This is a genomic window from Acaryochloris marina S15 (assembly GCF_018336915.1).
Classification (GTDB): Bacteria; Cyanobacteriota; Cyanobacteriia; order Thermosynechococcales; family Thermosynechococcaceae; genus Acaryochloris; species Acaryochloris marina_A.
The window spans coordinates 271,944-298,052 of sequence record NZ_CP064925.1 but is presented as its reverse complement, the minus strand read 5'-3'; the positions used below and the strand labels follow the sequence as shown (position 1 = coordinate 298,052).

General features: G+C 42.9%; 26 protein-coding genes and 6 pseudogenes. 14 read left to right on the top strand and 18 right to left on the bottom strand.

The window, feature by feature from the left end; genetic code table 11:
- Window positions 1-15: 15 nt before the first annotated feature.
- The 6 genes and pseudogenes from pyrE to I1H34_RS29715 all read left to right on the top strand — a co-directional run bounded on the left by pyrE (window position 16) and on the right by I1H34_RS29715 (window position 4,826).
- A complete protein-coding gene (gene pyrE, locus I1H34_RS29735; protein WP_212661859.1) occupies window positions 16-543 on the top strand; it encodes an orotate phosphoribosyltransferase in 528 nt (175 codons plus the stop codon).
- Between the two features lie 307 nt (window positions 544-850).
- A complete protein-coding gene (locus I1H34_RS32565; RefSeq protein WP_249370306.1) occupies window positions 851-1,300 on the top strand; it encodes a DNA/RNA non-specific endonuclease in 450 nt (149 codons plus the stop codon).
- Window positions 1,297-1,512, top strand: coding sequence for a DNA/RNA non-specific endonuclease (locus I1H34_RS32560; protein ID WP_249370305.1), 216 nt, complete (start codon window positions 1,297-1,299; stop codon window positions 1,510-1,512). Before I1H34_RS32565 ends, I1H34_RS32560 begins: the two co-directional genes overlap by 4 nt.
- 203 nt (window positions 1,513-1,715) lie before the next feature.
- Window positions 1,716-3,053 (top strand): diaminopimelate decarboxylase, encoded by a 1,338-nt coding sequence (lysA, locus tag I1H34_RS29725; RefSeq protein ID WP_249370304.1) that lies wholly within the window; start codon window positions 1,716-1,718, stop codon window positions 3,051-3,053.
- 110 nt (window positions 3,054-3,163) lie between these two features.
- Window positions 3,164-4,078: a diadenylate cyclase CdaA gene (gene cdaA, locus I1H34_RS29720; protein ID WP_212661860.1), complete on the top strand. Its 915-nt coding sequence runs from the start codon at window positions 3,164-3,166 to the stop codon at window positions 4,076-4,078.
- Window positions 4,075-4,826 (top strand): annotated as a pseudogene (locus tag I1H34_RS29715) (isoprenyl transferase). Before cdaA ends, I1H34_RS29715 begins: the two are co-directional and overlap by 4 nt.
- Before the next feature lie 62 nt (window positions 4,827-4,888).
- Here I1H34_RS29715 and I1H34_RS29710 read toward each other — a convergent pair.
- The 12 genes and pseudogenes from I1H34_RS29710 to I1H34_RS29675 form a co-directional block, all read right to left on the bottom strand.
- The gene (locus tag I1H34_RS29710) at window positions 4,889-5,170 is read right to left on the bottom strand and encodes a DUF3143 domain-containing protein (protein WP_212661862.1); all 282 of its coding nucleotides are present in this window, start codon (window positions 5,168-5,170) and stop codon (window positions 4,889-4,891) included.
- A gap of 472 nt (window positions 5,171-5,642) precedes the next feature.
- Window positions 5,643-5,819, bottom strand: a complete 177-nt coding sequence (locus I1H34_RS32555) for a J domain-containing protein (protein WP_249370303.1) — start codon at window positions 5,817-5,819, stop codon at window positions 5,643-5,645.
- A gap of 184 nt (window positions 5,820-6,003) precedes the next feature.
- A pseudogene (locus I1H34_RS29700) lies at window positions 6,004-7,225 on the bottom strand (type II secretion system F family protein).
- A 69-nt stretch (window positions 7,226-7,294) separates the two neighbouring features.
- A pseudogene (locus I1H34_RS29695) lies at window positions 7,295-8,415 on the bottom strand (type IV pilus twitching motility protein PilT).
- Between the two features lie 69 nt (window positions 8,416-8,484).
- A pseudogene (locus tag I1H34_RS29690) lies at window positions 8,485-9,860 on the bottom strand (GspE/PulE family protein); the annotation flags it as partial.
- Between the two features lie 157 nt (window positions 9,861-10,017).
- Entirely contained in the window at window positions 10,018-10,434 is a 417-nt protein-coding gene (locus tag I1H34_RS32550; protein WP_249370302.1) for a DUF6399 domain-containing protein, read from the bottom strand.
- Window positions 10,323-10,661 carry a hypothetical protein gene (locus tag I1H34_RS32545; RefSeq protein ID WP_249370301.1) on the bottom strand — a complete coding sequence of 113 codons (339 nt, stop codon included), beginning with the start codon at window positions 10,659-10,661 and terminating at the stop codon, window positions 10,323-10,325. The genes I1H34_RS32550 and I1H34_RS32545 overlap by 112 nt, the downstream gene beginning before the upstream one ends.
- Window positions 10,642-10,890, bottom strand: coding sequence for a hypothetical protein (locus I1H34_RS32540; RefSeq protein ID WP_249370300.1), 249 nt, complete (start codon window positions 10,888-10,890; stop codon window positions 10,642-10,644). Before I1H34_RS32540 ends, I1H34_RS32545 begins: the two co-directional genes overlap by 20 nt.
- A gap of 88 nt (window positions 10,891-10,978) precedes the next feature.
- Window positions 10,979-11,125 (bottom strand): hypothetical protein, encoded by a 147-nt coding sequence (locus I1H34_RS32535; RefSeq protein ID WP_249370299.1) that lies wholly within the window; start codon window positions 11,123-11,125, stop codon window positions 10,979-10,981.
- Window positions 11,109-11,282: a hypothetical protein gene (locus I1H34_RS29680; RefSeq protein WP_212666915.1), complete on the bottom strand. Its 174-nt coding sequence runs from the start codon at window positions 11,280-11,282 to the stop codon at window positions 11,109-11,111. Before I1H34_RS29680 ends, I1H34_RS32535 begins: the two co-directional genes overlap by 17 nt.
- A gap of 89 nt (window positions 11,283-11,371) precedes the next feature.
- Window positions 11,372-11,500 (bottom strand): hypothetical protein, encoded by a 129-nt coding sequence (locus I1H34_RS32870; protein ID WP_283250076.1) that lies wholly within the window; start codon window positions 11,498-11,500, stop codon window positions 11,372-11,374.
- A 189-nt stretch (window positions 11,501-11,689) separates the two neighbouring features.
- Window positions 11,690-12,052 carry a PAS domain-containing protein gene (locus I1H34_RS29675; RefSeq protein ID WP_212666728.1) on the bottom strand — a complete coding sequence of 121 codons (363 nt, stop codon included), beginning with the start codon at window positions 12,050-12,052 and terminating at the stop codon, window positions 11,690-11,692.
- Between the two features lie 275 nt (window positions 12,053-12,327).
- On the opposite strand from I1H34_RS29675, the pseudogene I1H34_RS33305 reads away from it, so the two are divergent.
- The 6 genes and pseudogenes from I1H34_RS33305 to I1H34_RS29665 all read left to right on the top strand — a co-directional run.
- Window positions 12,328-12,821, top strand: a pseudogene (locus I1H34_RS33305) (hybrid sensor histidine kinase/response regulator); the annotation flags it as partial.
- A 216-nt stretch (window positions 12,822-13,037) separates the two neighbouring features.
- A complete protein-coding gene (locus tag I1H34_RS33300; RefSeq protein ID WP_249370298.1) occupies window positions 13,038-13,226 on the top strand; it encodes a hypothetical protein in 189 nt (62 codons plus the stop codon).
- A gap of 262 nt (window positions 13,227-13,488) precedes the next feature.
- A pseudogene (locus I1H34_RS33295) lies at window positions 13,489-13,599 on the top strand (histidine kinase dimerization/phospho-acceptor domain-containing protein); the annotation flags it as partial.
- 104 nt (window positions 13,600-13,703) lie between these two features.
- Window positions 13,704-14,276 carry an ATP-binding protein gene (locus I1H34_RS33290; protein WP_249370297.1) on the top strand — a complete coding sequence of 191 codons (573 nt, stop codon included), beginning with the start codon at window positions 13,704-13,706 and terminating at the stop codon, window positions 14,274-14,276.
- A complete protein-coding gene (locus I1H34_RS33285) occupies window positions 14,276-14,848 on the top strand; it encodes a response regulator (RefSeq protein WP_249370296.1) in 573 nt (190 codons plus the stop codon). Before I1H34_RS33290 ends, I1H34_RS33285 begins: the two co-directional genes overlap by 1 nt.
- 155 nt (window positions 14,849-15,003) lie before the next feature.
- Window positions 15,004-15,885, top strand: coding sequence for a diguanylate cyclase domain-containing protein (locus I1H34_RS29665; RefSeq protein WP_249370267.1), 882 nt, complete (start codon window positions 15,004-15,006; stop codon window positions 15,883-15,885).
- A 151-nt stretch (window positions 15,886-16,036) separates the two neighbouring features.
- On the opposite strand, the gene I1H34_RS29660 is transcribed toward I1H34_RS29665, so the two are convergent.
- The 4 genes from I1H34_RS29660 to I1H34_RS32495 all read right to left on the bottom strand — a co-directional run bounded on the left by I1H34_RS29660 (window position 16,037) and on the right by I1H34_RS32495 (window position 19,503).
- Window positions 16,037-16,480: a pentapeptide repeat-containing protein gene (locus tag I1H34_RS29660; protein WP_212666725.1), complete on the bottom strand. Its 444-nt coding sequence runs from the start codon at window positions 16,478-16,480 to the stop codon at window positions 16,037-16,039.
- Between the two features lie 608 nt (window positions 16,481-17,088).
- The gene (locus I1H34_RS32505; RefSeq protein WP_249370295.1) at window positions 17,089-17,985 is read right to left on the bottom strand and encodes a sensor histidine kinase; all 897 of its coding nucleotides are present in this window, start codon (window positions 17,983-17,985) and stop codon (window positions 17,089-17,091) included.
- An 83-nt stretch (window positions 17,986-18,068) separates the two neighbouring features.
- The gene (locus I1H34_RS32500) at window positions 18,069-18,713 is read right to left on the bottom strand and encodes a PAS domain S-box protein (RefSeq protein ID WP_249370294.1); all 645 of its coding nucleotides are present in this window, start codon (window positions 18,711-18,713) and stop codon (window positions 18,069-18,071) included.
- A 226-nt stretch (window positions 18,714-18,939) separates the two neighbouring features.
- Complete coding sequence (locus I1H34_RS32495) at window positions 18,940-19,503, bottom strand: FHA domain-containing protein (protein ID WP_249370293.1); 564 nt, start codon at window positions 19,501-19,503, stop codon at window positions 18,940-18,942.
- A 662-nt stretch (window positions 19,504-20,165) separates the two neighbouring features.
- Here I1H34_RS32495 and I1H34_RS29650 point away from each other — a divergent pair.
- A complete protein-coding gene (locus tag I1H34_RS29650; RefSeq protein ID WP_212666913.1) occupies window positions 20,166-21,158 on the top strand; it encodes a GGDEF domain-containing response regulator in 993 nt (330 codons plus the stop codon).
- A 421-nt stretch (window positions 21,159-21,579) separates the two neighbouring features.
- A complete protein-coding gene (locus I1H34_RS29645) occupies window positions 21,580-22,116 on the top strand; it encodes a hypothetical protein (protein ID WP_212666912.1) in 537 nt (178 codons plus the stop codon).
- Between the two features lie 68 nt (window positions 22,117-22,184).
- Here I1H34_RS29645 and I1H34_RS29640 read toward each other — a convergent pair whose 3' ends face one another.
- Complete coding sequence (locus I1H34_RS29640) at window positions 22,185-23,948, bottom strand: EAL domain-containing response regulator (RefSeq protein WP_212666911.1); 1,764 nt, start codon at window positions 23,946-23,948, stop codon at window positions 22,185-22,187.
- A 32-nt stretch (window positions 23,949-23,980) separates the two neighbouring features.
- The gene (locus tag I1H34_RS29635) at window positions 23,981-25,783 is read right to left on the bottom strand and encodes a putative bifunctional diguanylate cyclase/phosphodiesterase (protein ID WP_212666910.1); all 1,803 of its coding nucleotides are present in this window, start codon (window positions 25,781-25,783) and stop codon (window positions 23,981-23,983) included.
- Window positions 25,784-26,109: the final 326 nt, after the last annotated feature.

Sequence of the window (26,109 nt, the reverse complement as noted above, 5' to 3'; positions counted from 1 at the left end):
TTTCCACGAATTTTGATGAACAAAGCAGACCTGACAAAAGCGATTTATGACACGTCTCATATTACAGGTGAGTTTTTACTGCGATCGGGGCAAGTCAGCCATGAATATTTTGACAAATATTTATTTGAAGCAAATCCAACTTTATTGAAAGCCATTGCTGAATATCTCGCAACGATGATTCCTACCCCTGTTGATGCTCTAGCAGGTTTGGAAATGGGCGGCATTCCCATCGTGGCCATGTTATCTCAAATCAGCGGATATCCTTCCCTCTTCGTCAGAAAAAAGGCTAAGCCTTATGGTACCTGCAAACTAGCTGAGGGAGGAGAGATTCAGGGAAAACGGCTCGTCATCATTGAAGATGTGGTGACGTCTGGCGGACAGATCAAGCTTTCAGCCCAAGACTTGCGATCCCTAGGTGCTACGGTGACGGATGTCATGTGTGTCATTGATCGCGAAGCGGGTGGACAAGCCAATCTGGCGGCTGAAGGTTTAACACTCCATCCTCTATTTACGATGACAGAGTTAAAGCAGTCAGCTCAGTAGTCCCTCAACCTTCTATGGCTGATTGTCAAAGAATTGCTCAATAATATGGACCGGATGCAACTGTTGAATTCAATAGTGGATTGAGAAATAGTGATACGGCTTTTCAAATTACTCCCTGTTAGTCTGGCAAGGAAAATTGCGGGATTGATGATGCGATCGCATCTACCGATCACGGTATTCCTATGTTTTTCACTCTTGACCGGATGTAAGCTTCTTCTCAATATTCACCCAATCCAATGTTGACCATCTAGCCCTTGGCAATCCTAGTCAAGCCAGAGTCGTCTTAGCCGACAGTAATAACTATTTGATGAAAAAGCCTCAATTTGCCCTTTCCTACAACCGCAGCAAGGGAATTCCCAACTGGGTGAGTTGGCAGCTCGATCAAACTTGGTTAGGAGATGTCGAACGTCGCAACGATTTTCGAGCGGATCAAAGCTTACCGCCAAAATGGGAGAAAGTGGATGCGAGAGACTATACCCGGAGTGGCTATGACCGAGGGCATATGACCCCTTCTGGCGATCCGAACCAATTCAGAAGTCAACATTCTGCGACCTTCGTCATGACCAATATTGTTCCTCAGCGGCCAGATAACAACCGAGGGCCATGGGTTGACCTCGAAAACCACTGTCGGGATTTAGTGGATGAAGGCAAAGAACTGTTTATTATTGCGGGAGGATATGGGAAACGAGCTGCGATCGCAAAAGGGAAAGTCATTCCTCCCCAAAATCTTTGGGAAAATTATCGTCGTCATGGATGAGACCCACATTAGGTATAAACGGTATTTCTGCCAATACTCCAGTGATCGCCGTCGATATCCCCAATAAGCAAGGCATTAAATCCCATGAATGGCAACGGTACATCGTCACCGTCGATCATTTAGAACAAGAAACGGGTTATGATTTCCTGCCAAATATCCCTGAATCTATTCAAACAAGATTAGAAAGTCAGAAAGCTACATTAAATTCATGAGAGACCATACTGCTAACATCGTACTCAGTGCTTTTCCATAATCTGAACCCTGCAGCAGACACGGCAATAGGGACAGCTGAATATGATAAGATTCTCTGATGGCTCCTGCCGAGTTTAATCCTACCCTGACAAAATCTAAGCCCATTCCGGTCAGTTTATGGTAATCCCTCCAACCACCAAGTATCAGCTCATCCACTCCAATAATGGAGACCTCCCCCAACCAGCAAATACTTCCACTATCTGCCGAAATCGATAAAGCAGGACAGATGGTAATTGGTGGATGCTTTGTTACCGAACTCGTTAAGCAATTTGGCTCTCCTTTATACATCGTAGATGAACTGACCCTGAGGACTGCCTGCCAACAGTATCGTCTCGCATTTCAAAAATTCTATCCTGGTCCATCCCAAATCCTCTACGCCTCCAAAGCCTGGAGCTGCATGGCTATCTCTGCACTAGTGGCTAAAGAGGGTTTAGGACTAGATGTGGTATCAGGGGGTGAACTGTACACCGCCTTACAAGCAGGCGTAGATCCTGAAACTATCTATTTTCACGGCAATAACAAATCAGTTACTGAACTAGAAATGGCCCTGTCATGTGGCTGTACCATCATTGCGGACAACTGGCTCGAACTAGAGCAACTTACAGAGCTTCTTTCCTCAATCGACACCCTGCCAAACCCTCCCCGGGTCATGCTAAGAATCACACCTGGCATTGAATGTCATACCCATGAATATATTCGAACGGGACATCTAGATAGTAAATTCGGTTTCGACCCCAATCAAATTGATCAGGTCTTGTCTTTTGCTCAGAAACCCCTCAAATCGCTTGGGTTGGCTTTCATGCTCATATCGGGGTCTCAAATCTTCGAGCTGCAACCTCATCAAGATCTAACCAGCGTCATTGTCGAGTGGTTAGCCAAAGCACAGGCTCTAGGCCTACCCATGGACGAACTCAACATTGGCGGCGGTCTAGGTATTCGTTATGTTGAGTCAGATGACCCTCCCAGCATCACTCAATGGTCAGAGATCGTCTGCAACGGCATTTCGCAAGCCTGTAAGACAGCCAATATCCCATTCCCGAAGCTACTCTGCGAGCCAGGACGCTCTCTAGTAGGTACATCCTGCATTACTGCTTACAAAGTTGGAGCCAAAAAGAACATTCCCGATATTCGTACCTACCTTTCTGTAGATGGTGGAATGTCTGATAACCCCCGCCCCATTACATACCAATCTGTTTACAGTGCTGCCATTGCCAACCACATGGATTCTTCCGCCACAGAGATCGTTACCATCGCAGGTAAACATTGTGAATCCGGGGACATTTTACTAAAAGATATCGCTCTCCCCCCCAGCCAACCCGGTGATGTTCTGGTCGTAATGGGAACCGGAGCATACAATTACAGCATGGCATCCAATTACAATCGAATATCCCGACCTGCTGCTGTACTTGTGCAGGACGGAGACGCAAGCTTAATTCTTAAAAGAGAAACTTTTCAAGACCTCATTCGTCAAGATTGTCTGCCAAGGCATTTAGAGCAATAGCTGGTTAAATTTCATAGCGATAACCAAGCTTGCCCTCTATTTACTAATATTGCACTGATTACTGATAACGCTAAACTGACATAGGTATACGAGAAGGTTAGGCCAAAGGCATGGACGGGGTTAAGGAATGGCTGATAAACCATGACTGGGTTCAGACCTTCCGTTCCTTAATTGATATCAGCCTTGCTTTAGCTTTAACTTATATGCTGCTTCTCGTCATTGCTGAGCGGCGAACCCTATGGATGGTAAGAGGTGTCGTTTTTCTCGTTCTAGCAACCGTTGCTAGCAAGCTACTGCAATTCAATTACCTCAATCAGTTACTCACCTTCTTACTCATTGGCTCTGCGGTAGCCATGGCCGTCATTCTTCAGTCAGAAGTCCGACGCTTTCTGGAGCAATTGGGGAGAGGCGAACTGTTAAAAATGCTACGTCCTGCACAGCAGGTCACCCAAAATCCCGATAACATCATTGATGAAATTGTCGACGCAATAAAAGAACTCTCCCAAAATCGGACGGGTGCTTTACTCATCATTGAAACTCGAAATATTCCGATTGATGAACGAGACTTTTCAGTGCCAGGAATTAAGTTAAGTGCAGAAATTTCTCGGGAGATAATCCAAACCATCTTTCAGACAACCACCTTATTACACGATGGTGCCCTATTAATCCGAGGCGATCGAATCATATCAGCTGGCGTTATTCTACCTATTTCCGAGCAGACCGCATCTCGCCAACTCGGTACTCGACATCGTGCTGCGATGGGGATCACCGAACGGGTTGACAACTGTGTATGCATCGTTGTTTCTGAAGAAACTGGATCTATCTCATTAGCAGAACAAGGTATACTTAGACGCCCTTTAACCAGCAGTAAGTTGAGGGAATTGTTGGCTGATCGATTAATCTTATCTGTGGATAGAGAAGTTGTTACCCCAAGCTTGAGAAGTTTAGGCAGGAAAATCAGAAAACAAGTCTTTTCTTTGCTTTCTCTCATATTCCCATTGCTCAAATCTCGCAAGAATATATGACATTAAATTCAAGCCTTCCAAAGCAACTCCCTTCAGATTTAGATGTTCAGCGACTACCTAAACATGTCGCCGTCATCATGGATGGTAATGGACGATGGGCCAAGCAGAGAGGATTACCCCGCATTATCGGACATCGTCGTGGGGTAGATACCCTTAAGTCTCTTCTCCGCTGTTGTAAAGATTGGGGCGTACAAGCACTCACAGCATATGCTTTTTCCACAGAGAATTGGGGACGTCCTCTTGACGAAGTGGAATTCTTGATGATGCTATTTGAGAGGGTTTTACGTCGCGAACTACAAGAGATGATCGATGAAGGCGTGCAAATACACTTTGTCGGTGATTTAGAAGCTTTACCGTTGACACTACAAACAGAAATACAGCGGGCTATGGCTGCGACCAAAGATAATCACACCATCAAATTTATCATCGCCACTAATTACGGAGGTCGTAGAGAAATTATCCAAGCATGCCGCGACATTGCTTCTAAAGTTCAACATAATCAAATCCATCTAGATGATATTGATGAAGTTTATTTGAACGGCATCTTTATACAGCTGGAATCATTGATCCAGACCTGTTAATTCGAACCAGCGGAGAAATGCGGGTGAGTAACTTTCTCTTGTGGCAAATGGCCTATGCTGAGCTCTACGTTACCAAAACCTTATGGCCAGATTTCGATCGGGATGAGTTCCATCAAGCACTCAGAGATTTCCAAGATAGGCATAGAAGATTTGGCAAGGTCAACTAATTATTCAATAAAAATTACATGTTTTTTGCACAAATCAATAATTAGGCAAGGAATAGTACTCGCTAAGGACCTGAGAACACTGCATCTTCAATATCTTGGCGACTTAAAGAATACTTAAAAGTTCGTTGAATATCACGTTCAGTGGAAGCCGCCGGCACATACAAAACAGACAACTCCTCAATATCTAGCCATATTTCTGCCTTCCACTGATCACGCTCAACACGCCAAAGATGCAAATCCTGAGAATCTTGGTGACATCCAAGCTTGTGAAGCCACTGCTCAATTTGGGGGAGAGGGTGATTATATAGTGGAGTTTTAGGATCTGGTAAACATGATTCAGTCATTAGCTAACTCTTACAACTTAGACATTAAATTGATCAATAGTTGGGTGCTTAATTATAAAGACAAATGTTAGGTCAATGAAGGAGATTTAAAGAGCATCCTGACTCATCATACGAGGCTCAATACTACATCTGCCTGAAACCAGGCCAGCATATTTTTAGAAGCAATCGATAGAGCCGCTTTGCGAACTCCTCATACAAACTTCGAACTCACATCAGTTAAAGCAGTAGGTTCTACAAACATCATTTCCCCACGGGCAAACCCCAGTACCACTGCCAGGATTAAAACACCCTAAGAAGGTGATACACAAAATTAGTAATGCAACAAGCTCCCCAGGAGACAAAGGACGTTCTTGAATTTGCACCTGTGAAGAGGCCAATGGAGTATCTGAATGGGGTACTTTCTGCACGGGAGTATATTTGACAGACGATACCCCTAAACGATAATCATATGCTTTTCTTAGTTTAGGATTACTCAGAATGCCATAAGCATCATTAGTTGTTGAAATTTTTGGATAGCCACTTCTTTGGGAAGGGTAGTCGTGTCAGGATGGTAAACCTTACTCTTTTTTCGATAGGCATCATGGATCTCATCACTAGAGGCTTCAGGAGAAAGATCTAACAACTGGTAGAAATTTGGATCTATCGGCATCACTCTAGTTCAAGCTTTTAATTATTCTGTGCTGGAGAATTAAACACTCAAAGAAGCTCCTAATACATATTGTAAGCAAGCCCTATCTCTTAGTCGATAGGGCTTGCTTACAATATGTATTAGGAGCTAGTGAAACTTGGCGTAAATCACACTTAAATTGAGAGAATTACAGAATAGCTTCTGTTTAGCCAATTAGATCGAAGATCTTGAACATAGGTAAATACATAGCTACAAGAATGGAACCAACCATCCCCCCTAACACAACAATCATTAAGGGTTCCATCACACTAGTCATGGCTTTAACTGCCTGTTCTACCTCATCTTCATAAAAGTCAGCAACCTTCATGAGCATCTTATCAATCTCACCCGTTTCCTCCCCCACATTGATCATCTGCGTGGCTAGGATAGGAAAAACTTTCTCTTTCTGCAGAGCCAGACTTAGCATCCCTCCTCCTTGGATTTCGCGACGAGCTTCATCAATAGCATTGGAAACTACCTGATTACCAGCAGTATCTCGCACTATTTCCAGTGAATACAAGATAGGAACCCCTGAACGGGAGAGAGACCCGAAGGTGCGGCAGAATCTAGCTACAGCGGTCTTTTGAATTAGATCACCAAACAGGGGCAACTTAAGCATGATTCGGTCTATCGTTTCTCTGCCTGCCCGTGTTCGATAGTATTGACGGAGTGCAAAACTAGCACCAAAGAAAAAAGCAGCAACCATTATTCCATAGATTGGTGTTCGCAAAAACTCACTGAGGTTCACCATCAGTTGAGTAAATGCTGGCAAATCGCCACCCAATTGGCTAAAAATGCCATCGAAAACGGGAATGAGAAAAAATGACCATTCCCAAGAAAATAGATACAGCAATAAATCCAACTACTACTGGGTAAGCAAGAGCTGATCGAATCTGATTTTTGAGACGTGCTTGATCTTCAAGTAGGGTTGCAAGACGATTTAGCACTTCGTCCAAGACACCACCCGTTTCACCTGCTTGAATCATGGCAACATAAAGCTGATCGAAAGCCGCTGGATGGCCTCTCATGGCATCCGACAAACTAACGCCTTGTTGCACAGCAGCATTCACATCTAAAAGTGCTTTTTTCAGCTTAGGATTCTTGCACTGTTCAGACATAACTCCCAACCCTCTTACCAATGCAACCCCGGCATTGACTAAAGCTGAAAATTGTCTAGAGAAAAGAGCCTTATCTTTGACAGTGATGGATTGAAGAAAACTCAGATCAAGCTCAGCACTCATGCTGAAGCCTTGAGATTCCTTGATATCAAGGATTTGTAGTCCTTGACGCTGGATATTTGAACGAGCTTCTTTTTGAGAGGTTGCGCTTACCCTTTTTTGGCTAGATTTACCTTGAGGATCTCGCGCACGAACAACATAAGTTGGCATAACTCAATTCTCAGCAGTTAATGAAAGAAGAATAAATGTAAGGCAATGAGGCCATAAGATGTTCCATACTTATCGCCGATAAGAAGTGGCACCAGCGCCACGTTGATTACCCATAGGGGCTGCTCCCATTAATCGCTGCATTTCATCAGGACGGGATGTCTTGGATACAGCTGATTCAAAGGAAATCGAGCCAGCCTGATAGAGTTCAGCTAGGACTTTCTCTAAAGTAACCATTCCTAACTTTCCTCCAGTTTGAATAGCAGAGTATATCTGAGATGTTTTTCCTTCACGAATTAAGTTAGCAATTCCGGGAGTGGATACCATAATTTCTTGTGCCATGACTCTCCCAAACTCACCTGGTTTCGGATTTTTCCGCGTCACTAGCGTTTGGCTAAATACAGCCACCAAAGAGTTAGACAATTGCACTCGAACTTGAGTCTGTTGCTCAGGCGGAAATACATCTACCATCCGATCAACAGTTTGGGCTGCTGAACTAGTATGAAGTGTTCCAAAACTAAGTGACCGGTTTCTGCTGCAGAAATAGCAAGTTGAATCGTTTCAAGATCCCGCATTTCCCCTACAAGAATAACATCTGGATCTTCACGGAGAGCAGCCCGCAGTGCATTCGAAAAGCTCTTGGTATCTTCACCAACTTGACGCTGGTGGATCAGGCTTTTAATAGGTTCATAAACAAATTCAATGGGATCTTCGACCGTGAGAATATGTTCAGCCCGAGTTAGATTGATATTGTTAATCATGGAGGCAAGGGTCGTTGTTTTTCCCGAGCCTGTGGGACCAGTCACTAGTACCAAACCACGGGGCTTCTCAGACATTTCTCGGACAATATTTGGTAATCCCAACGTTTCTATAGCAGGAATCTTAGAGCTGAGTGCTCGTAATGCAGCAGCATAAGTACCTCGATCCTTATAGACATTAACCCTAAAACGAGCTAGGCCTCTGACACCGTAAGAGCAATCTAATTCCCATGTTTGCTCTAATTGTTTCCGTTGAGTATTATTCAGCATGCTAAAGATAAGACGCTGACATTGCTCTTGACTCAGTGGATCATAATCAGTAGGAGTTAATTTTCCGTTGATACGAATGTAGGGAGGTAAGCCTACTGAGAGGTGTAAATCAGAGCCTCCTCGCTCAACGACTTCTTCCATTAGGTCTTCAATCATGTAGTCCATAAATTACCTCTTAATATTCCCAGCTAGAGTAAATTGATTGATACAAAAAATATTTCATGGATTCCTGTATTAATCTTGGAATCTTGGTGTAGTGCAATAGGGACAATCTAACCACTCAGGCCTTAAATCTGCATTACACACTCGACAAGTTAGAGATGTTTTACGCTTAGCTTTAAGTTCAGCCTCTAGACCACTATCGGTAAAGGTAACTCGTTCAACTTCAGCGAGGGTAGTATCCCCTTTCTTAACTAGTTCTAGGCTATAAGCTAGAAGGGTTTTCATCCCTTCTTCAACTGCCACCTCTTTAATCCGCTCAGTAGGTGCCCCTTCAGTAATCAATGTTTGCAGGGTTTCAGTGATTTGCATAACTTCGTAAACACCACAACGCCCTTTATACCCAATACCGTTACATTTTGAACAAACTGTTTGTCCTGTAGCTTGAGCTGTTTGAAGTTCATCAGCTGATAACGAATTAGCTTTGTAGAAGGTGATCTCTGTTCCTGGAGAAGCAGATAGCCCAAATCGACCTAGCTCAGAGGGTGAAGGTTGATAGGGAACTTTACAGTCTGAACATACTCGCCGTACCAAACGCTGGGCAACAACCCCAATAAGGACGCCGAACCATGAATGGCTCGACTTCCATTTCTGCAAGGCGAGCAACAGCACTAGCAGCATCATTCGTATGCAGAGTCGTTAACACAAGGTGTCCTGTTAGCGCTGCTTCAATGGCTGTTTTAGCGGTTTCTTTATCTCGGGTCTCACCTACTAGAATGACATCTGGATCTTGCCTTAGAAAAGCTCTCAAAATTGAGGCAAAGTCCATGCCTTTTTCTCGAATCACCTGGACTTGGGTCAGGCCTGGGAGGGTATATTCAATTGGGTCCTCCGCGGTACTGATGTTGACACCTGGGTGATTACATTCAGCTAAGGCAGAATAGAGAGTGGTGGTTTTACCAGAACCAGTAGGTCCTGTTACCAAAATCAGGCCAAAAGGTCTACTGACCATCTCTCTAACGATGTTTAAACTATCTTCGTCTGCAACAAGTTTGTCTAATCCCAGTTGAGTCGAGGAGTTATCCAGAATACGAAGTACAATCTTCTCTCCATATCGGCTCGGTAAGGTATTAACCCGAAAGTCAATCTTGCGTCCCTGAAAAAGTCGCCGGATGCGACCATCTTGAGGAAGGCGACGCTCAGCAATATCTAACTCTGAAATGATTTTGAAACGGGATATAACAGCAGGAATAATCTTCCTGGGCAGCGGATCGAAGGCCTGTTGGAGCACACCATCTTTACGGAATCGAACACGAAGGTGATCTTCTTGCGGTTCAATATGAATATCAGATACACCGCTCTGCAAGGCTTTAGCCAGAATTTTGTTAACTAAACCAATAATGGGAGCCGTTTCCGCATCTTGCAGGGCTCCCGAGGTCAGTCTCAAGTTCATCAGTAGGGGAGATCGTCTAGACCTGCGATCGCATCTAAGTCATCGTCTAATCAAACTCAATCGGTTTTTCATTAGCTTTTTGCTGAGCAGCTTGCTGATCGAGATACTTACTGAGGGTATCAATTTAAGCCGGGAAAATAGCTTGGGTTAAAGGGTTAGGCCGTTTTTTCATTGAGGACTGACGTGCCACTGGCATTCCCCATAGAGTTAACAACCGACTCAAACACATCAGGAAAAGGATGTCCAAAAAGCCGTTGTGCTGCGGTAGTGCCATCTGCTCTTTTGAGGTCAAAATTATGGATGATGGTGAGCACTTTCAAGGATTCTTCCGAAAACCCTCGGGCTGCATGATGCAATCGGGATAGATAACCATTACGTCCTTCAACTGCGGAGGAAGTGCGTTGATACTTCGTACTCATCCATTGCGCCCAGTCTACCCACTCCTGGCTTTCTTGAGAGTTCATTGTTGAGTCATGGGGTGCTTGAGTAACCGGGCATAAGCTTGTTCCGTCGCCTTTCGATAATCTGCCTTGAGTAGAGGATGCCGAGTTTTGTCCGTTTGCTGTTGCCAATAAGCCCAGGGTAATAGGTACATGAGTACCCAGTTTTGTAGATCGAGATCATCTGTGGCTACCTTTAGCGCTTGAGTCACCCATTGCCACCAAGCATGAATCCCCTGAGCCATTGAAGGAATTTGTTGTTGGAATGAGTCAATGGCTTTGCTCCCTTCTGAGCACCATAGGTTTTGGCTAGGGTAGACATCTGGGCGAGGGGAGCATTCAACCAGCCGATAGATCATCAAACAGCTGCCATTCCAAAGTCTTGATATTAAACGGATGAATGACTTGGGTAAGGCGATGAAGAACCTGATGATAGGCCATCTTGTCCTGCTCTAAAGACTGCTGCTGAGCAGAAATCTCCGCCTTTGATTGTTGGAGTTGTTGCTGTTTAGCCTCACTACGAACGTTGAGAAGTTGCTGTTGAAGTACAGTCGCTTTTTTGTTCAACTGACTCATTTGACGACCCATATCACTGCCGATAGGTTGGGCTAAGGCACTCAGGGCATGGAATAAATCAGAAACACTGACACAGCCTAAGCCTGATACAGCTAATTAATCAGGCTGGAGCACCATCACTCACCATAAAATGACAATGCCATCCACAGCGGGTCCACCACTGCTGAATCTGGGCTTGCCAGGTGGCATAAGTACGGTTGGGACGTTCCACCTCTGTGAAGATAAAGCCACTAGCCAATTCCAACATCACCAAGATAGGTAAACAAAAAAGGTTTCGTCCCACCGACACAGATGCCCTGACCGTCTTTGGGTTGGCAATGCTCTTGCTGGGCGACTTCATAGGCGATAATCGCATCCCGCATCTTCCGTTTCAACAGCCGAAGGGAGCTGGCTGAAACGCCCACATAGCATCTATGTGAATCGCTGTAAAAAATTCTGATAGACTCTCAGTCCTACCCCATGTTTGACGCGAAATAGTACACACTCCTAAGCATCACTCTGAGCATTGACTCCCTGTTGACTTTCCCACATAGTGACTCTGGATATTGGTACGCCGAGCGATAGCCTGTTGATGACGATGAACCTGCTTTTGATAGACCTGTCGCAGCAGCAATTTTCGCATCCCTTTTACTCCCTGTTCGAACAGACAATCATGACGGCTTGGCAGCGCTCTCGTATTGTCAGGCTCATCGTTTCCTCTGTTGACTTGCAAAGGTACGATACAGCTCTTTGTGACTACCGCAGATATCTTGCCTATTTCATCTACAAAAGAGTGCGATCCTATCTGAAAATACTCAAATCTTTTCCCGCTTTATGCTGGTAGCCGAAAATGACTCTGATCTTTACGAATATAAGTCCAAATATTTTCATCAGGTATTCCCAATCGAGCCTTAGCAACGAAGGCTTCAAAGCCAGGTTCAATAGAATAGCCCAATTCGCATGAGAGTTGTTGTGCTCTTTCCTGAACTTCTAGTGGATCATGAATAATGGCGGGTGTAACTTTACCAATCACTTCTTCAGGCTGATAGCCTAATTTGCGCAGTGCCCCAGCATTAATGGTTTGGATAATCCCTTGAGGGTCTGTTGCAATCATCGTGAAGTCTGCACTGTCCAGAATGGCTTGTTGCCAGGCTTGTGTTTGCTGCACCGTTGTTGCAGTTAGTTGATCTGCCATTAATGAAACTTCCCCCTACTGATATCCAAAGTGGCCGGATGCTCAACCCATTTAGATCTCAGCATTCCCAGTCTTTAGGAATGATCTCCAAGCATCTATCTAAATCAACTGAATATCTAGGATTAATGCATATTCATATCTTTTTTGGGGCAAGCTTTAACTGATGTAAAGCGGCTATTCATCTCCAATTCAGAACAATCAGTTTGAGAAAGAAATATCAGAAGACAAGTCGGTGTTAGTGACTATTTTTTTATGTCAATCACTTGCCAGGATATATGAATAGTCTTTGGAATACTTTAAAAAATCTGTTTTCCCCAGAGCAATACATGCCTCACGGTCATTGTTACCTTTGGCAAACTCCTTTGGTAGGTCTACATGTAATCAGTGATTTACTAATTGCAGTGGCTTACTTTTCCATTCCTGTGATGTTGCTCTACTTCGTCTCCAAAAGGAGCGATGTCCCTTTCAGAATATTTTCTGTTGTTTGGAGCATTCATTGTTCTCTGTGGTACAGGCCATTTACTGGAAATTTGGACCTTATGGCACCCTGCCTACTGGCTGTCTGGGACTGGAGCAAGCTATCACTGCTCTAGTCTCCTGCTATACAGCTACGGAAATGGCAACGTTACTTCCCAAATTCTTATCCTTGAAAACGCCAGAACAACTGGAAACAGTCAATCAAGCCTTACAAAAAGAAATTCAGGAACGCCAAAGAGCCGAAGTTGAACTCCGCAATCTCAATGATGGTTTAGAGACCCTTGTCCAAGAACGAACGGCTGAATTGAAAAAAGTGCTGAACGAGAACATGCCCTCTCTGGGATCATTCAGCGCATGCGAAAGACCTTAGATATACAGACTATATTCGTCGATACGACTCAAGAATTAAAGCAGGTTATTGCTTGCGATCGGACTTTGGTATATCATTTAATCCGATTGGAGCGGGACGTTAGTCGCTGAGTCGGTGAGCCAGAATAGCCCCTCCATCATGGCTCTTAAAGCTGCTCATCCGGGAGCTAAGACTGTAGAGATTTCTCCCCCAAAGGGCCTAAAACAAATACTGAGTCAAACCTATCTTTACGAATTTGCCTTGGGAGACCCCAGTCAAGAAGTGCGTTGTCGAACGATCACAGATGTCAATGAGTTTGGATTTGATCCTTATACCCTTAAGTCTTAAAGCGATTAAACATCGGATCTTATCTCGTGGTTCCCATTGTCGATGGTACGCATTTATGGGATTACTTATGGCGACTCAAGATGCTGCTCCTTTCCATTGGGACTCATCAGCGACCCAAATCATGACTCAGGTGGGACCCAATTAGGGTAGCAGTACAGCAAGCTGAGCTATTAGCCCATTCGCAAAAACAAACTAAAGCACTCAAAGCTGCGAAAGAGGAGGCAGAAAGGGCTAATAGCTCAAAAAGCGATTTCTTAAGCATATGAGCCATGAACTCCGTACCCCTCTTAATGCCATCTTAGGCTATGCCCAGCTGATGCAGCGCTCTCAACACCTAGGGGTGCAGGATACCAAGTACGTTAATACGATTAACCGCAGTGGGAAACACCTTCTAGCATTAATCAATGATGTGTTGGAAATGGCCAAATTGAGTCAGGTCAACTCCATCTCACGCCTGTCAGCTTTGACCTATACAACTTGCTCATCGAGTTGGAAGAGCTGTTTAGCCTCAAAGCCTCAAGCAAGCAGCTGCAACTCTATTTTCATGGACAAGCCCTTGTCCCTCGATATATCAAGGCGGATCAAGGTAAGCTCCGTCAAGTGTTGATTAACATTCTGGGTAATGCCATCAAATTTACTCAAAAGGGGCAGATCGACTTATATGTTTCTGTAGACGCTCAGACTTTGACGTTTGCTATCAGTGATACAGGTCCTGGAATAGATTCTAAAAGCCTGGATAAACTCTTTCTTGCATTTGAGCAGGGTGATATTGGCTTGGAATCAAGAGAAGGTACGGGCTTAGGACTCAGTATTAGCAAGAAGTTTGTACGACTGATGGGAGGGGATCTCTCCGTCAATAGCCAAAAAGGACAAGGCTCTACATTCGTCTTTCATATTCCCTTAGTGATTACCAATGGTATGCCGACAGACACTGACAGTGAAGCGATGGTTCAGCCTGTTTGTGTGGCCCCCAATCAACTGAATTTCGCCTTCTTGTTGCTGATGATGAGCAAACGAATCGAGCTCCCCTCGTTGATTTCCTATGTTTGATGGGCTTCTCAGTGCGAGAAGCCAAGAATGGTCGAGAAGCGATAAAAATCTGGCAAGAGTGGCAGCCCCATTTGATATGGATGGATATACGTATGCCTGAAATGGATGGCTACCAGGCAACACAACACATTAAGGCGACTTCTCAAGGGAAGGAGACTGTTGTGATTGCCCTGACAGCAAGTGTATTTGAAGAAAACAACAAAAAAATATTTGATGCAGGATGTGATGATTTTGTACGCAAACCCTTTCAACAAAATGAACTGATACAGAAAATCGCAGCCCATCTTGGAGTGAAATATATAACAGAAGACTCTCTTCAAAAGCACGATACCCAGAATAAAGACCAACCCCATAATCATGGAAATCTTGATCCAGAGAGCTTAAGGATCATGCCACCAGATTGGATAAAGGGCATCGGTCAAAGAGCGAGTCAAGGAAACGATGTCCTCCTTTTACAACTCATTGAGCAAATCCCTTCAGAGCATCAATCTTTAGCCATAGCTTTGACCAACTGGGTTGAGAATTATCAATTCGAGAAAATCGTTCAGTTGATGGACGCTTTGATGGAATGATGCAACCAAATTTGACCCATCGCACTTTAAAACCAACCATGAATGAACTCCATACTAATCTGAATATGGATCTCTCCAGTCCAGCCACCCAATTACTTCCCAGTGAGATTCTGATTGTCGACGACACGTTAGAAAATCTGCGGTTGCTCTCTAGCATGTTGTCTATTCAGGGCTATTCTGTTCGAAAAGCAACGGGTGGTGAAATGGCGTTAAACTCTGTAGACTCTCTCCTACCCGATTTAATCCTATTAGATATCCTCATGCCAGATCTAAATGGGTATGAAGTTTGTGTTCAACTAAAACGGAATCCCCAAACAGCAAATATTCCCATTATTTTCCTTAGTGCTTTAGACGATCCCTTAGATAAAGTCAAAGCCTTTGATGTGGGAGGGGTAGACTATCTCACAAAACCTTTTCAAGTTGAAGAAGTATTAGCACGGGTGCATAATCAGCTTTTATTAAAATCAGCTCAAGAAAAAATCCTGGGTTTGAATAACCAACTCCAAGAATGGGTCATTGAGCAGAATAGTAAATTGAAACTTTCGAACACCCGCTTATTAGAAACAAGTCATTATGACCTACTCACAAATATCCCCAATAGAGCTTCATTCTTGAAGCGTTTGGAACAGTCTCTATTTTTAGCCAAGATGGATAAATCTTATAAATTCGCCGTGCTCTATATCGATTGCGATCACTTTAGAGAGGTTAATTACTCTTTTGGCTACTGTGTTGGGGATGAACTATTGAAACAATTAGCTGTAAAGCTACAGGAGGTAATCAATCCCGACGATATGTTAGCTCGTTTAGGAGGAGATCAATTTGCTATTCTTTTTAGCAAATTAACAGATGAAAAACAGGTAGATTTATTTGTGGAGAAAGTGTTATTTTGCCTTGAACAGCCTTTTGCAATTCAAGATCATGAAATCACTATCACAGGTAGCATTGGTGTTGGCTATGGTCAGGCAGCTGATGATGTGGTTGATATTACTTTGAAAAATGCTGAAATTGCTATGCAAAAAGCTAGAGAAAGACGTTAAAAATAACTTTTTATGACGACAAAAGAGGACAAGAGCCCTTTTTACTGAGAATTAATCAAAAGAATCAAAACTGTTGATATATAGAAGGTATTTCGCATAAGCCCCGAAAAGAATCTATGCAAAAACACCCAAGATCTAAAAACTCCAGATCTCATCTTGGATGAGGTTTAGGAAGCCATTTAGGATCAATCTTAGTTTCTTCAAAAACAATAGCACCGAATAGTTCGGCACGTCTGAGGTTGACATTCGTGAAATCAGTATTGAAGAGGTGGGCACCAAAAAGGTTGGCACCAACGAGGTTCGCATTGTTCAGTTTTGCACTGCTTAGTTTTGCACGGGTGAGGTTCGCATCGTTGAGCTTTGCATCGCTAAGGTCGGCACTGCGGAGATCGGCACCGTTGAGTTTTGCACTGCTTAGTTTTGCATTGTGGAGGTCGGCACTGTGGAGATTGGCACCGTTGAGTTTTGCACCACTGAGATTTATCTCCTGATTAGGATTTTTCTCACGCCACTGGTTCCAAGCATCTGGCCCTCTCCGCAAAATCTCAAGTAAGTCGAAATCCCCAGAACCAAACCTGAGTAAAGCCCTAACCATGTCTTTCTACCTTCAGAAATCATTGTTCACCAAATACCCTTATTTCTCAATATAAACCCCACCCCTATAGAACGCTCCCTGCTGACCCATCTGAATCTCCTAGGCATCTCTCCCTAACCCCTAAACTGTTCAAATGGCGTCAGCACATTCACCCAAATAAGTTGCTTGGTTGGCGACACAGCTTAGAAAAATCCCACCTGTAAATTATTCCGGGTTCACTTACTCTGCATTGGTTTGAGGGAGCCAGAGCTGCTGCTATTGGCCATTTAGTTCCGCAGTTCTCAGTACAGTTAAGGCGCGAGTTACTCGTTCAGACTAGCTTATCCCCTTATTCTTCTGGCGAAACTTGCTGGTAAGACATTGCCGTAGTCATCACTGAGTACAATTTTGACTTTGACAAAAAGAGATGCCTTCCAATCTGAGTGGAGTGAAACCATTGTAAAACCTCCAAAACTCAGGCTTGGCAAGTTAACCCGGAAACATTTACAGGTGGAAAATTTTCGATAGCGGTATTGGTTTACCCGCTAACCTGAACGTTGCAAGATCCCACACTTTGGGCTTACGGATGCTTAACACCTTAACAAAACAGATTTCAGGTACCATAACTGTCAAGCGAGAGGCTGGAACGTCATTTGAAATTTGTTTTCCCCAATCCCGTTAATTCCCCCTACTGGCAGTCGTACAGTAAAGGTGGTTCCGACCTTTTCTTGACTAGTGAGTGAGATTTCACCCCCATGCAAATCAACAGAACGTTTCACGATAGCCAACCCCAATCCTGTCCCTGAAATATTGCCAACATTGCTGGCCCGATTAAAGGAATTAAAAACGCGATCACACTCCGTTTGGGGAATCCCTAAACCATGATCTTGGACATTGAAGATTGCATAGTCATTTTCAAAGGCCAAACCAAAATCTATTCGTCCTCCTTGGGGGGAGTATTTAATTGCATTAGAGAGTAAATTCGTAAAGATATGCCGAAGCAATTTCTCATCCATATGTAGTTCTGTAGTTTGTTCTTGCAACTGGCATACAATCTCATGAGTATTCGTAGTAATCTGCAGCTCTTCTACTAGACCTCTGCAAAAATCTGTTAGGTGCATGTGGATGGGTTTAAAGGCGAGATTCCCTGATTCTGCTTTACCCAGTAGAAGCACATCATTTAACAGGCCTGTCATATGTTCTACAGATTGTTGAATTTGTTTCAAGTGCTTGAGCTTCCGAGTATCGTCCCACTTGTGGCCATAATGCTCCAACAGCTCCGCCGAAGACAAAATAGTTGCCAAGGGGGTTCTAAACTCATGGGAGGTCATAGCGACAAAGCGAGACTTGAGTTCGTTGAGTTCCCGTTCCTTGGTCAGGGCTGTGCGGATATCGTCTTCAGCCCGTTTGCGGTCAGTGATATCGCGAATTACAGCCATCACTTCATTCTCGGCACTCACTACAATCCGAGCTTCAAAAAAGCAAAGGTTACTCTCAGACTCCAGTTGATATTCGAGTAGCTGCATCTCCTTAGTGGTAAATGCTGCTTGAATACAGTCAAAAAACGGTTGTGCCGTGTCTTGGCAAAAGATCCTTTCTAGGGACTGACCTAAAAACTCTTCAGTTGGAAGGGGAACTTGGTGTTCAAGGCATCTTTATAATTGACGAAAATACCATCCCTATTAATGCGAAACATCCAATCGGGCATTGCATTGATCAAGGCCCGATTAGTGGCAACACTCGATTGCAAAGCTGTTTCGGCACGCTCACGTTCACCAATTTCGCTTCTTAATTGCTCATTACTCTGCTTGAGCTCAGCTGTTCGTTGTTGCACTCTTAACTCAAGTTCGCTATGTGCCTGCTGTAAGTCTGCTTCAACTTGCTTGTGATAGCTGATATCTCGACCTTCGAAAATCAGCAACACGACAACACCGAGTTCATCACGGACGGGCTTTAAAGAAAAATCGATGGTTGTCACCTTGTCCTTGGCTCCAAGTACATCCACCTCATACCGAACGAACTTTCCCTTAGCCGCCTCCAATACAGCATTCTGGAGCCGACTTTGAGTCTCTGTTGAATTGGTCCACCATCGAGTTTCCCAGAGTGGACAATTGATCACATTTTCTAAATGGAGACCACCAAACTCCAGAGCAGTTTGATTAGCCTCCAACAAAATACCATTAGGCTTCAAAAGACCTGAGAACTGAAAGGTTTGATTGAAAATAGCCCGAAATCGGCGCTCACTATCATTCAAAGCCGCTTCCGTTAACTTTCGTTCTGTAATATCAACGATATAACTTCGAATCAGATCACTCTCAGCAATAAAGTGAACGGATTGCTCAAAAACTTGGGTTCCTATTTCTACTTCTCTAACAAAAAACTTTTCATGATCCTTGGCAATTAATGTGACTAACCCTCCAATATTGGGTGTTTAGATTGAAGATCCCGTAGTTGAGGGAATTGGGCTACGGCAGCGGGATTTAAATAAGTAGTTTTGCCTTTAAGTTAATTTCGATGATGGGGTTAGAAAAGAGCTCTGGGAAAGATGCTAAACGGACAATAGCAGCCTCATTAAAGCTAGCAAGTACCTCACCTGATTGCGTTAAGGTCTGCATTGGATTATGAAGATTAGACAAAAAGCCCGTGACTTCATCAGCAGCACAAGACTCTAGAAAATGCACATCAGCGATATTGTTCGTCATGTAATATCTGGCCCGCACATCCTCGCCAAAAATGACTTCATCACCATGATTCAAATCATGTGTGGTACAAGTATGGTCATTAACTTTCAAACCATTCTTACTGCGTTTACCTTGGAGGTTTCCATCAATCAAGCGAAACATGTGGCTATCGGTATCAGGCATCGTGACCCTCATCAGTAAAGCATGCTGACGAGATGCTGATGGTGATTGAATCACAATCGAGTTGCTGGGATCTCGGCCAATAGAACAAGTCGTTTCCAGTAGTGGAATTGTACGCTTCCCTAATTCATCTTCAATAACAAGAAAATGCTGAACTTTTGTAGAAGATGTTGTCCCAATCATCGATGCACTAAATTAGTTCCATCTAAACTACTTCTTATTAATATGCCCGTTATAGAAAACAACTAACTTCCAGCATCTACCTAAATTAAACGACAATCGAATGAAGTAAAGAACATTTTCGGCAAATCTATTTCATTGCCTCCAAGCAATAATGCAATTATATTTCTTATGTGAATAAAAAATTAACAGAAAACATCTCTTCTTGATGTTAGTTAATTGACGAACATTAAATTTAAATAGAGTTTTTATAGGCTAGGTATTTGTAGCTTATACCAAGCTGTGCCTGAAGGTGTAACTCTCAAACTCGTGAAACCCAATACTGAGTTGGGTTAGCAAATAATTAAAATTATACTCTTAGGTACTAATTGGTATCAAGTCAATTCTTATTAGTTATTGAGGTTAATTTTAGGACTAAGAATATAAGATACTTAGCATGATTAGTAAAGCATCAATTTATTGAATAACAGTAGCAAATAGCACAGAAGATCTTAACTGAATCTTTACTTCATCATTAGTTGTATTTTCTGTTAATTTTCAATTCACTATAGATATGCAGACATTATTCTGAGAGATGAGAAAACATTATGGAATTAACAAATTTTTTTGAGTTCATACTTTAATATGCATGTGCCATTGTCTAAAAAGAATAGGGGAGTAAGGCGATGCAGATTGGTGATACTCGGATTTTGATGATTGAAGATGATAAACAAGATGTTGAAATCATCAAAGAATTACTGGAGGGCCGTCACAGTTTTTCCGCTACTCTTGAACATAGGAAGACATTGGCAGAAGGGATAGCTCGACTTCACCATCATCCTGCCTTCGACCTCATACTCCTTGATCTATCTTTAACTGATGCCCATGGCCTAGAAGCATTTCAACAAATTCAGCTGACCTTCCCTGAAATGCCTCTGATTATTCTCAGTGGCAATCTGGACCCATTGCAAGCACTTCACCTATTGCAGCATGGAGCACAAGATTGTCTATTCAAAGGACATTTTGACGCCACTGTATTATGTTGTTCAATTCAATTCGCTCTAGAACGACAAAATTTACGCTCAGAATTGAGAGAGAAGAACGAATCTTTGAAAAAAATCTCCAAAGAGTTAACAATAGCAAACCGTAAACTTGAAAATATTGCTGTAATAGACAGCTTGACTAAGCTTAGCAACCGACGTCGATTTGACACAGTATTTATGTCTGAGTGGGTCCGATTAATGCGGGAAGGGCAACCCCTTTCTTTAATCCTATGCGATGTCGATCACTTTAAGGCCTATAACGATACCTATGGTCACCCGGCTGGAGATCACTGTTTACAGCAAGTAGCCCATGCTATTAAGACAGTTGCCAAGCGGCCAGCAGACTGTGTGGCTCGGTATGGTGGGGAAGAATTTGCAGTAGTGTTACCTAACACAGATCAATCGGGGGCTGTCCATGTTGCAGAGGCCATCAGAGCAGAAATTGAAGCACTCCATATTCCTCATATATCTTCCTCAGTGGGTCATTGGATTAGTCTCAGTTTAGGGGTAGCCAGTGTTATTCCAAAGAAAGAAATCGCTCCCTCTCAATTAATTGAACTGGCAGATCAATCTCTATATATGGCCAAGGAACAAGGTCGCAATTGCCTTCACTTTTTCCAACCTATTCAGATGTAGATCTTCAATCTAGTCTAGTTGTAAAAATTGTATTTAGTCTAAGATTTTTTAAACTCATAGAAAGACTTCTGTCAGGTAACGACAAGCATAAATCTATTGCGATGTATAAGTTATAAATATCACAAAATAATCCATTAAATAGCTGCACTTAAGCAACAGTAAAGGCTTTCATACTATTCATATGTATACTTTGTATAGAGCTTATTAGTACTGAATTATATATTAATTAAAAATTTATTTTGCCGTATTATTACGGATGAAAAAATAATAGTCAAATATTATGATGGCTATAGATACATTGAACAGACAAGTAATATCCTATTCTAATCTTTACTAGAATAAATATAACTCTGATGATAATAGTCAAAGTATCTTACTCCTAAAAATTCATATTTCTAGCATTTATTCATTTATTTCACTTATGTCACAACATAAAGTAGCTTCTCCAAATATGCGAGAGCATCTATCTATTGAAATCCTACAGAACGGACATCTATGGTCGATTGTGAATCATCAACAAACAGGTGTTATTCTCCAAAAGAAATACTATGCAGAGTACATTGGCCCTGGTGCAGCTATTGGAGGTCCATTTGACCCAGAATGTATCAGTATCCATGTATTAGGAGCAGTTGAATATGAAATTCCTAAAACTGACGAGATGCGCTTCAGTGCTTTTCAGAATCGGATAAAGAACATTGAACAATTAAAGGAAATCTGTGAGATCAGCTCCCCCCTCAATAGGGGAATCGCTATATTAGTAATGTTTAGCCAACAGTTCAGTCTGGAAGAGATCCAAAGAATTCCAAATAACTTGTTAGCAATGCTTGTTGGTGTTGCACCTTCCACTATTACTGCGGCTTGGAAGCAGTTCCTGGCAAACCAGAGGAATGCAGAAGTTCCACCTTCCGTCCAATCAACAGGGATGCTGCTAAACAACGTGGTTAGTTTTTATGGATAAAAAATTGATTGCTCTATTGATGTCTCACTTTTCATTGACGAAGGGAGAGTTCTTAGTAAGAAAAGAAATTACGTTAGGATTTGTTTGAGTGGTGTTGCTCGTTCATAACAATGTCCTTGAGCATAATCTATCCCTAATTCTGATAGTGCTTTAAGGGTGGAATATGATTCAACCTGCTCAGCAATTGTTTGCATCTTCATGACTTTGGCTACTTCCTGTATCGATGCCACAATTTCTTGAATGACAGGATCAGTGGTGATGCCTTCGACTAAACTGCCATCAATTTTCACGTAATTTGCCCCAATCGTCCTTAGTTGGCTAAAGGCTGAGATATCACTCCCGCAATCATTCAATGCGATGTGACAGCCCAAAGCTTTAAGTGAGTTGCACAGGGTTGTTGTTTTGGATAGATGCTTCAATGCAGTGGTTTCTGAGATGAGGAAAGTAACCCGTTCAGCAGGAAAATCATATCTGCTTAATTGCTGCTGGATATAATCAGAGATTCTTCCGCTTTTACAAGTAGCAGCAGATAGAGTGATGAAGAATGAGGATTTATCTTGATTCTTGGCTTGCCTTTTTGAAAGCGCTCGTAGCAGGTGCTCAATCACCCACTGATCAATCTGGGTCATAAAGTCATACTGTTTTACCATTGGTAAAAACATTCCAGGGGAAGAAATTCCTTGCTGGTCGTTTAAGCGTAGCAGTATTTCATATCCCTTGATTTCTGGTTGACCCTTGAGGGAATGAATCGGTTGAGCGTATAGCTGAAACTGATCGGACAGCAGGGCCTGATGGAGTCTGCCAACCCAATACAAAGTTTGATAAGTGTATAGATCGGTATTAACATCACCAATAGTTTGCCAAAATACTCGGTTTTGACCTTGTCTCCTCGCTCCAGCTAAAGCTTGATTCGCCGCTTCTAACAACAATGAAGGAGAATCATTAGTAGTGGGAATATGGCTGGTGACTCCGTAACTCAAGGTGATCGGTAGGCAATGTAAGCCTGAGGAATAATTCATGCTGAGCCCATGGATTTCAGTTCTAATGGATTCAGCGATCAATGTAGCCCCAAGGATATCGGTATGGGGTAAGAGGATAGCAAACTGATTTTCGCTACATCTAGCGACACAATCTCCAGGACGCTTGGCCACTTTGGTCATTGCCTTTGCAATTTGCTGCAAACAATTATCTTTCCAGGCTTGAGAGGGGCAATTGTTTTTTCCTTCTATAGGGTCTATCTCGCATAGGATCAGGGACAATCGTTTCTGTTCTCGCTGAAGTCGTTTCCATTCTGACAAACAGACTTCATCAAAGCCATTTCTATTCAGTACGCTGGTCAGAGAGTCTAGGGTTGCCAGTTTTTCAATTTCTCTTCTGGCGATCTCCAACTGTTTTGATAAGGCATTGATGGTGGTGTCCTGAAGCTCTAGCTCAACTCGATGCTTTTGAAGTTCTAAAGCATGTTGAATAGAGAAGCAGAGAGAAGTGCTATCAAAGTCCCCTTTAACGAGGAAATCTTGGGCTCCCTCTTGCAAGGCTTCATCGGCTACTGTTGGATCTGAATTGCCACTTAGGATAATGAGCGGCTTTTGAGGAAAAGCTTGATGTACTTGATGAAAAGTATCTAAGCCATGAGCATCAGGCAAGGATAGATCCAGCAGAATGAGATCAATGGCTTCACTATCTTGAAGCATATTAATCCCCCCTGACAGAGTATTTCTGTGTTTGAGAGTAAACGGTACTATGGGCATATCATCAAGAAAATGCTGAACCATCTCAACATCTTGATCGTCATCCTCGATCATTAATATCTGCGTACTAGCTACTTGCATGGATCCCCCCGTAAATGCATGGATGCATTTGATTAGTTATTGATCGATTGGCGATATGGAATGGATTGGTAATTCACTAAAGTGTCAATCAGTGGTTGAGCTGGGTCATAATAATGGCCTTGGGCATAGTCGATTCCTAAACTTGAAACTGAGTCAAGAATGGCTTGGGATTCTACATATTCAGCAATAGTCTCCAACCCCATTCTTTTAGCTATCCGATGAACGGCCCCAACAATCTCAATCGAAACTGGATCAACAGCTATATCTTTGACAAATGAGCCGTCAATTTTTACATAATCTGCCGGGATTGATTTGAGGTGTAAGAACGAAGATAGACCATTGCCAAAGTCATCTAAAGCAACCTTGCAGCCTATATCTTTGAGGCCACGACTTAACTCAGCGGCTGCAGAAATATGATTGCTAGCCACCGTTTCTGTGATTTCAAAACAAAATTGTTCCGCCTGTAAGTCATGGTGAACTAATCTCTGACTCAAAAAATGTAATAGTTCGTTGTTCCTACAGCTACTACTAGATAAATTGATAAAGAACTGAGCATCATGCTGCATGATTCCTTTAATCTCATGCAGATCGGCAAATAAGTGATCAATGACCCAATGGTCAATCCGGGTCATAAAGTCATATTGTTCAGCCATGGGTAGAAATAAACCCGGTGAACTAATGACACCGGGTTGTTCCCATAGTCGGAGTAAAATCTCAAAATATTGCTTGTCAGAACTGGAATTGAGTCGCTGGATAGGCTGGGCATAAAGCCGAAAGTGATCTTTGTCCAAAGCGAGTTGTAATCTGTTCACCCATCGTTGAGTATCGCTAGCGTCCAAAGCTGGATCTAGACAATCAACAGCATGGGAGTATACTCGATTTCGACCGTGTTCTTTGGCAGCATACAAGGCTTGATCTGCTGCTTCAATCAGTAGAGCGGGAGCAACATCCTCATTAGGAATCAGGCTCGCCACCCCAAAGCTAAGACTGATGTAACTACCCACTGAAGACGCCTCATGAGGTAATTGGAGTGCCCCAATTTCTGCTCTGATGGCCTCAGCGACATGCACTGCTCCAGAGCGATCTGTGTTGGGTAACACCACCACAAATTCTTCCCCGCCATACCGAGCCACACAGTCTGCTGGTCGCTTGGCAACCTTAGCAATGGCTCTTGCTACTTGCTGTAAACAGCGATCTCCTGCTGGGTGGCCATGGGTATCGTTATAGGCCTTAAAGTGATCGACATCGCATAGAATCAAGGATAAAGGCCGCCCTTCTCGCATGAGGCGTTGCCACTCAGCTTGAAAGACTTGATCAAACTTGCGTCGATTATTAACTCTGGTTAACCCATCGAAGGTAGCTAAATGCTCTAACTCATGATTCGCAATTTCTAGCTGTTCTGATAGAGCCTGTAAAGCCAAGTTCTTGTACTGCAACTCTAATTGCTGTTTTTGTCTCTCTAATGCGTATTGAATAGTGCGAGCTAGAAGCGTGCTATTAAAGCGGCCTTTAACAAGATAGTCTTGAGCCCCTTCCTGCATCGCTTCAAGGGCAATTGTCTCGTCTGCATTGCCGCTGAGAATAATCAAAGGTAAGGTCGGAAAGGCTTGATGTACCCGATGGAATGTGCTTAACCCTTGGGTATCCGTTAAGGATAGATCCAGTAGAACCACATCAATGGTATTGAATTCATTGAGTAACTTTATACCAGAAGATAGTGTCCGACTATGCTGAAGGGTGACTGAATTATGTTTAACATCCAGCAATTCCCTGACAATCTCTACATCTTGATCATCATCCTCAATCATCAATATTTGAGTTCCGCCCATCTGCATCGATATCCACCCTGATTCTGCTTAAATATCTTGAGGGCACCTCGAAAAAATTATTCTTGATGGCAAATAGTTAAGTACTAATGTGAGGGGGCAACCGTTTTGCAAGAGTTGCACAGTGTCTAATTCTTAAGAAAATCTGTTTTTCGGAGTGCCCTTTAGGTATAACGTATTGGAGCAAAATATTTGCCCGAAATTATACGTACTTCACTGTTTTAATCTTGTTAAATTATCAGTATTAAGTCAGTGATACTAACTACTTCATCCGTCTTGATCTCATTAAATTCGTGCTATAACCTCAGTGATGATACCTATTTTTCAAAAAATTA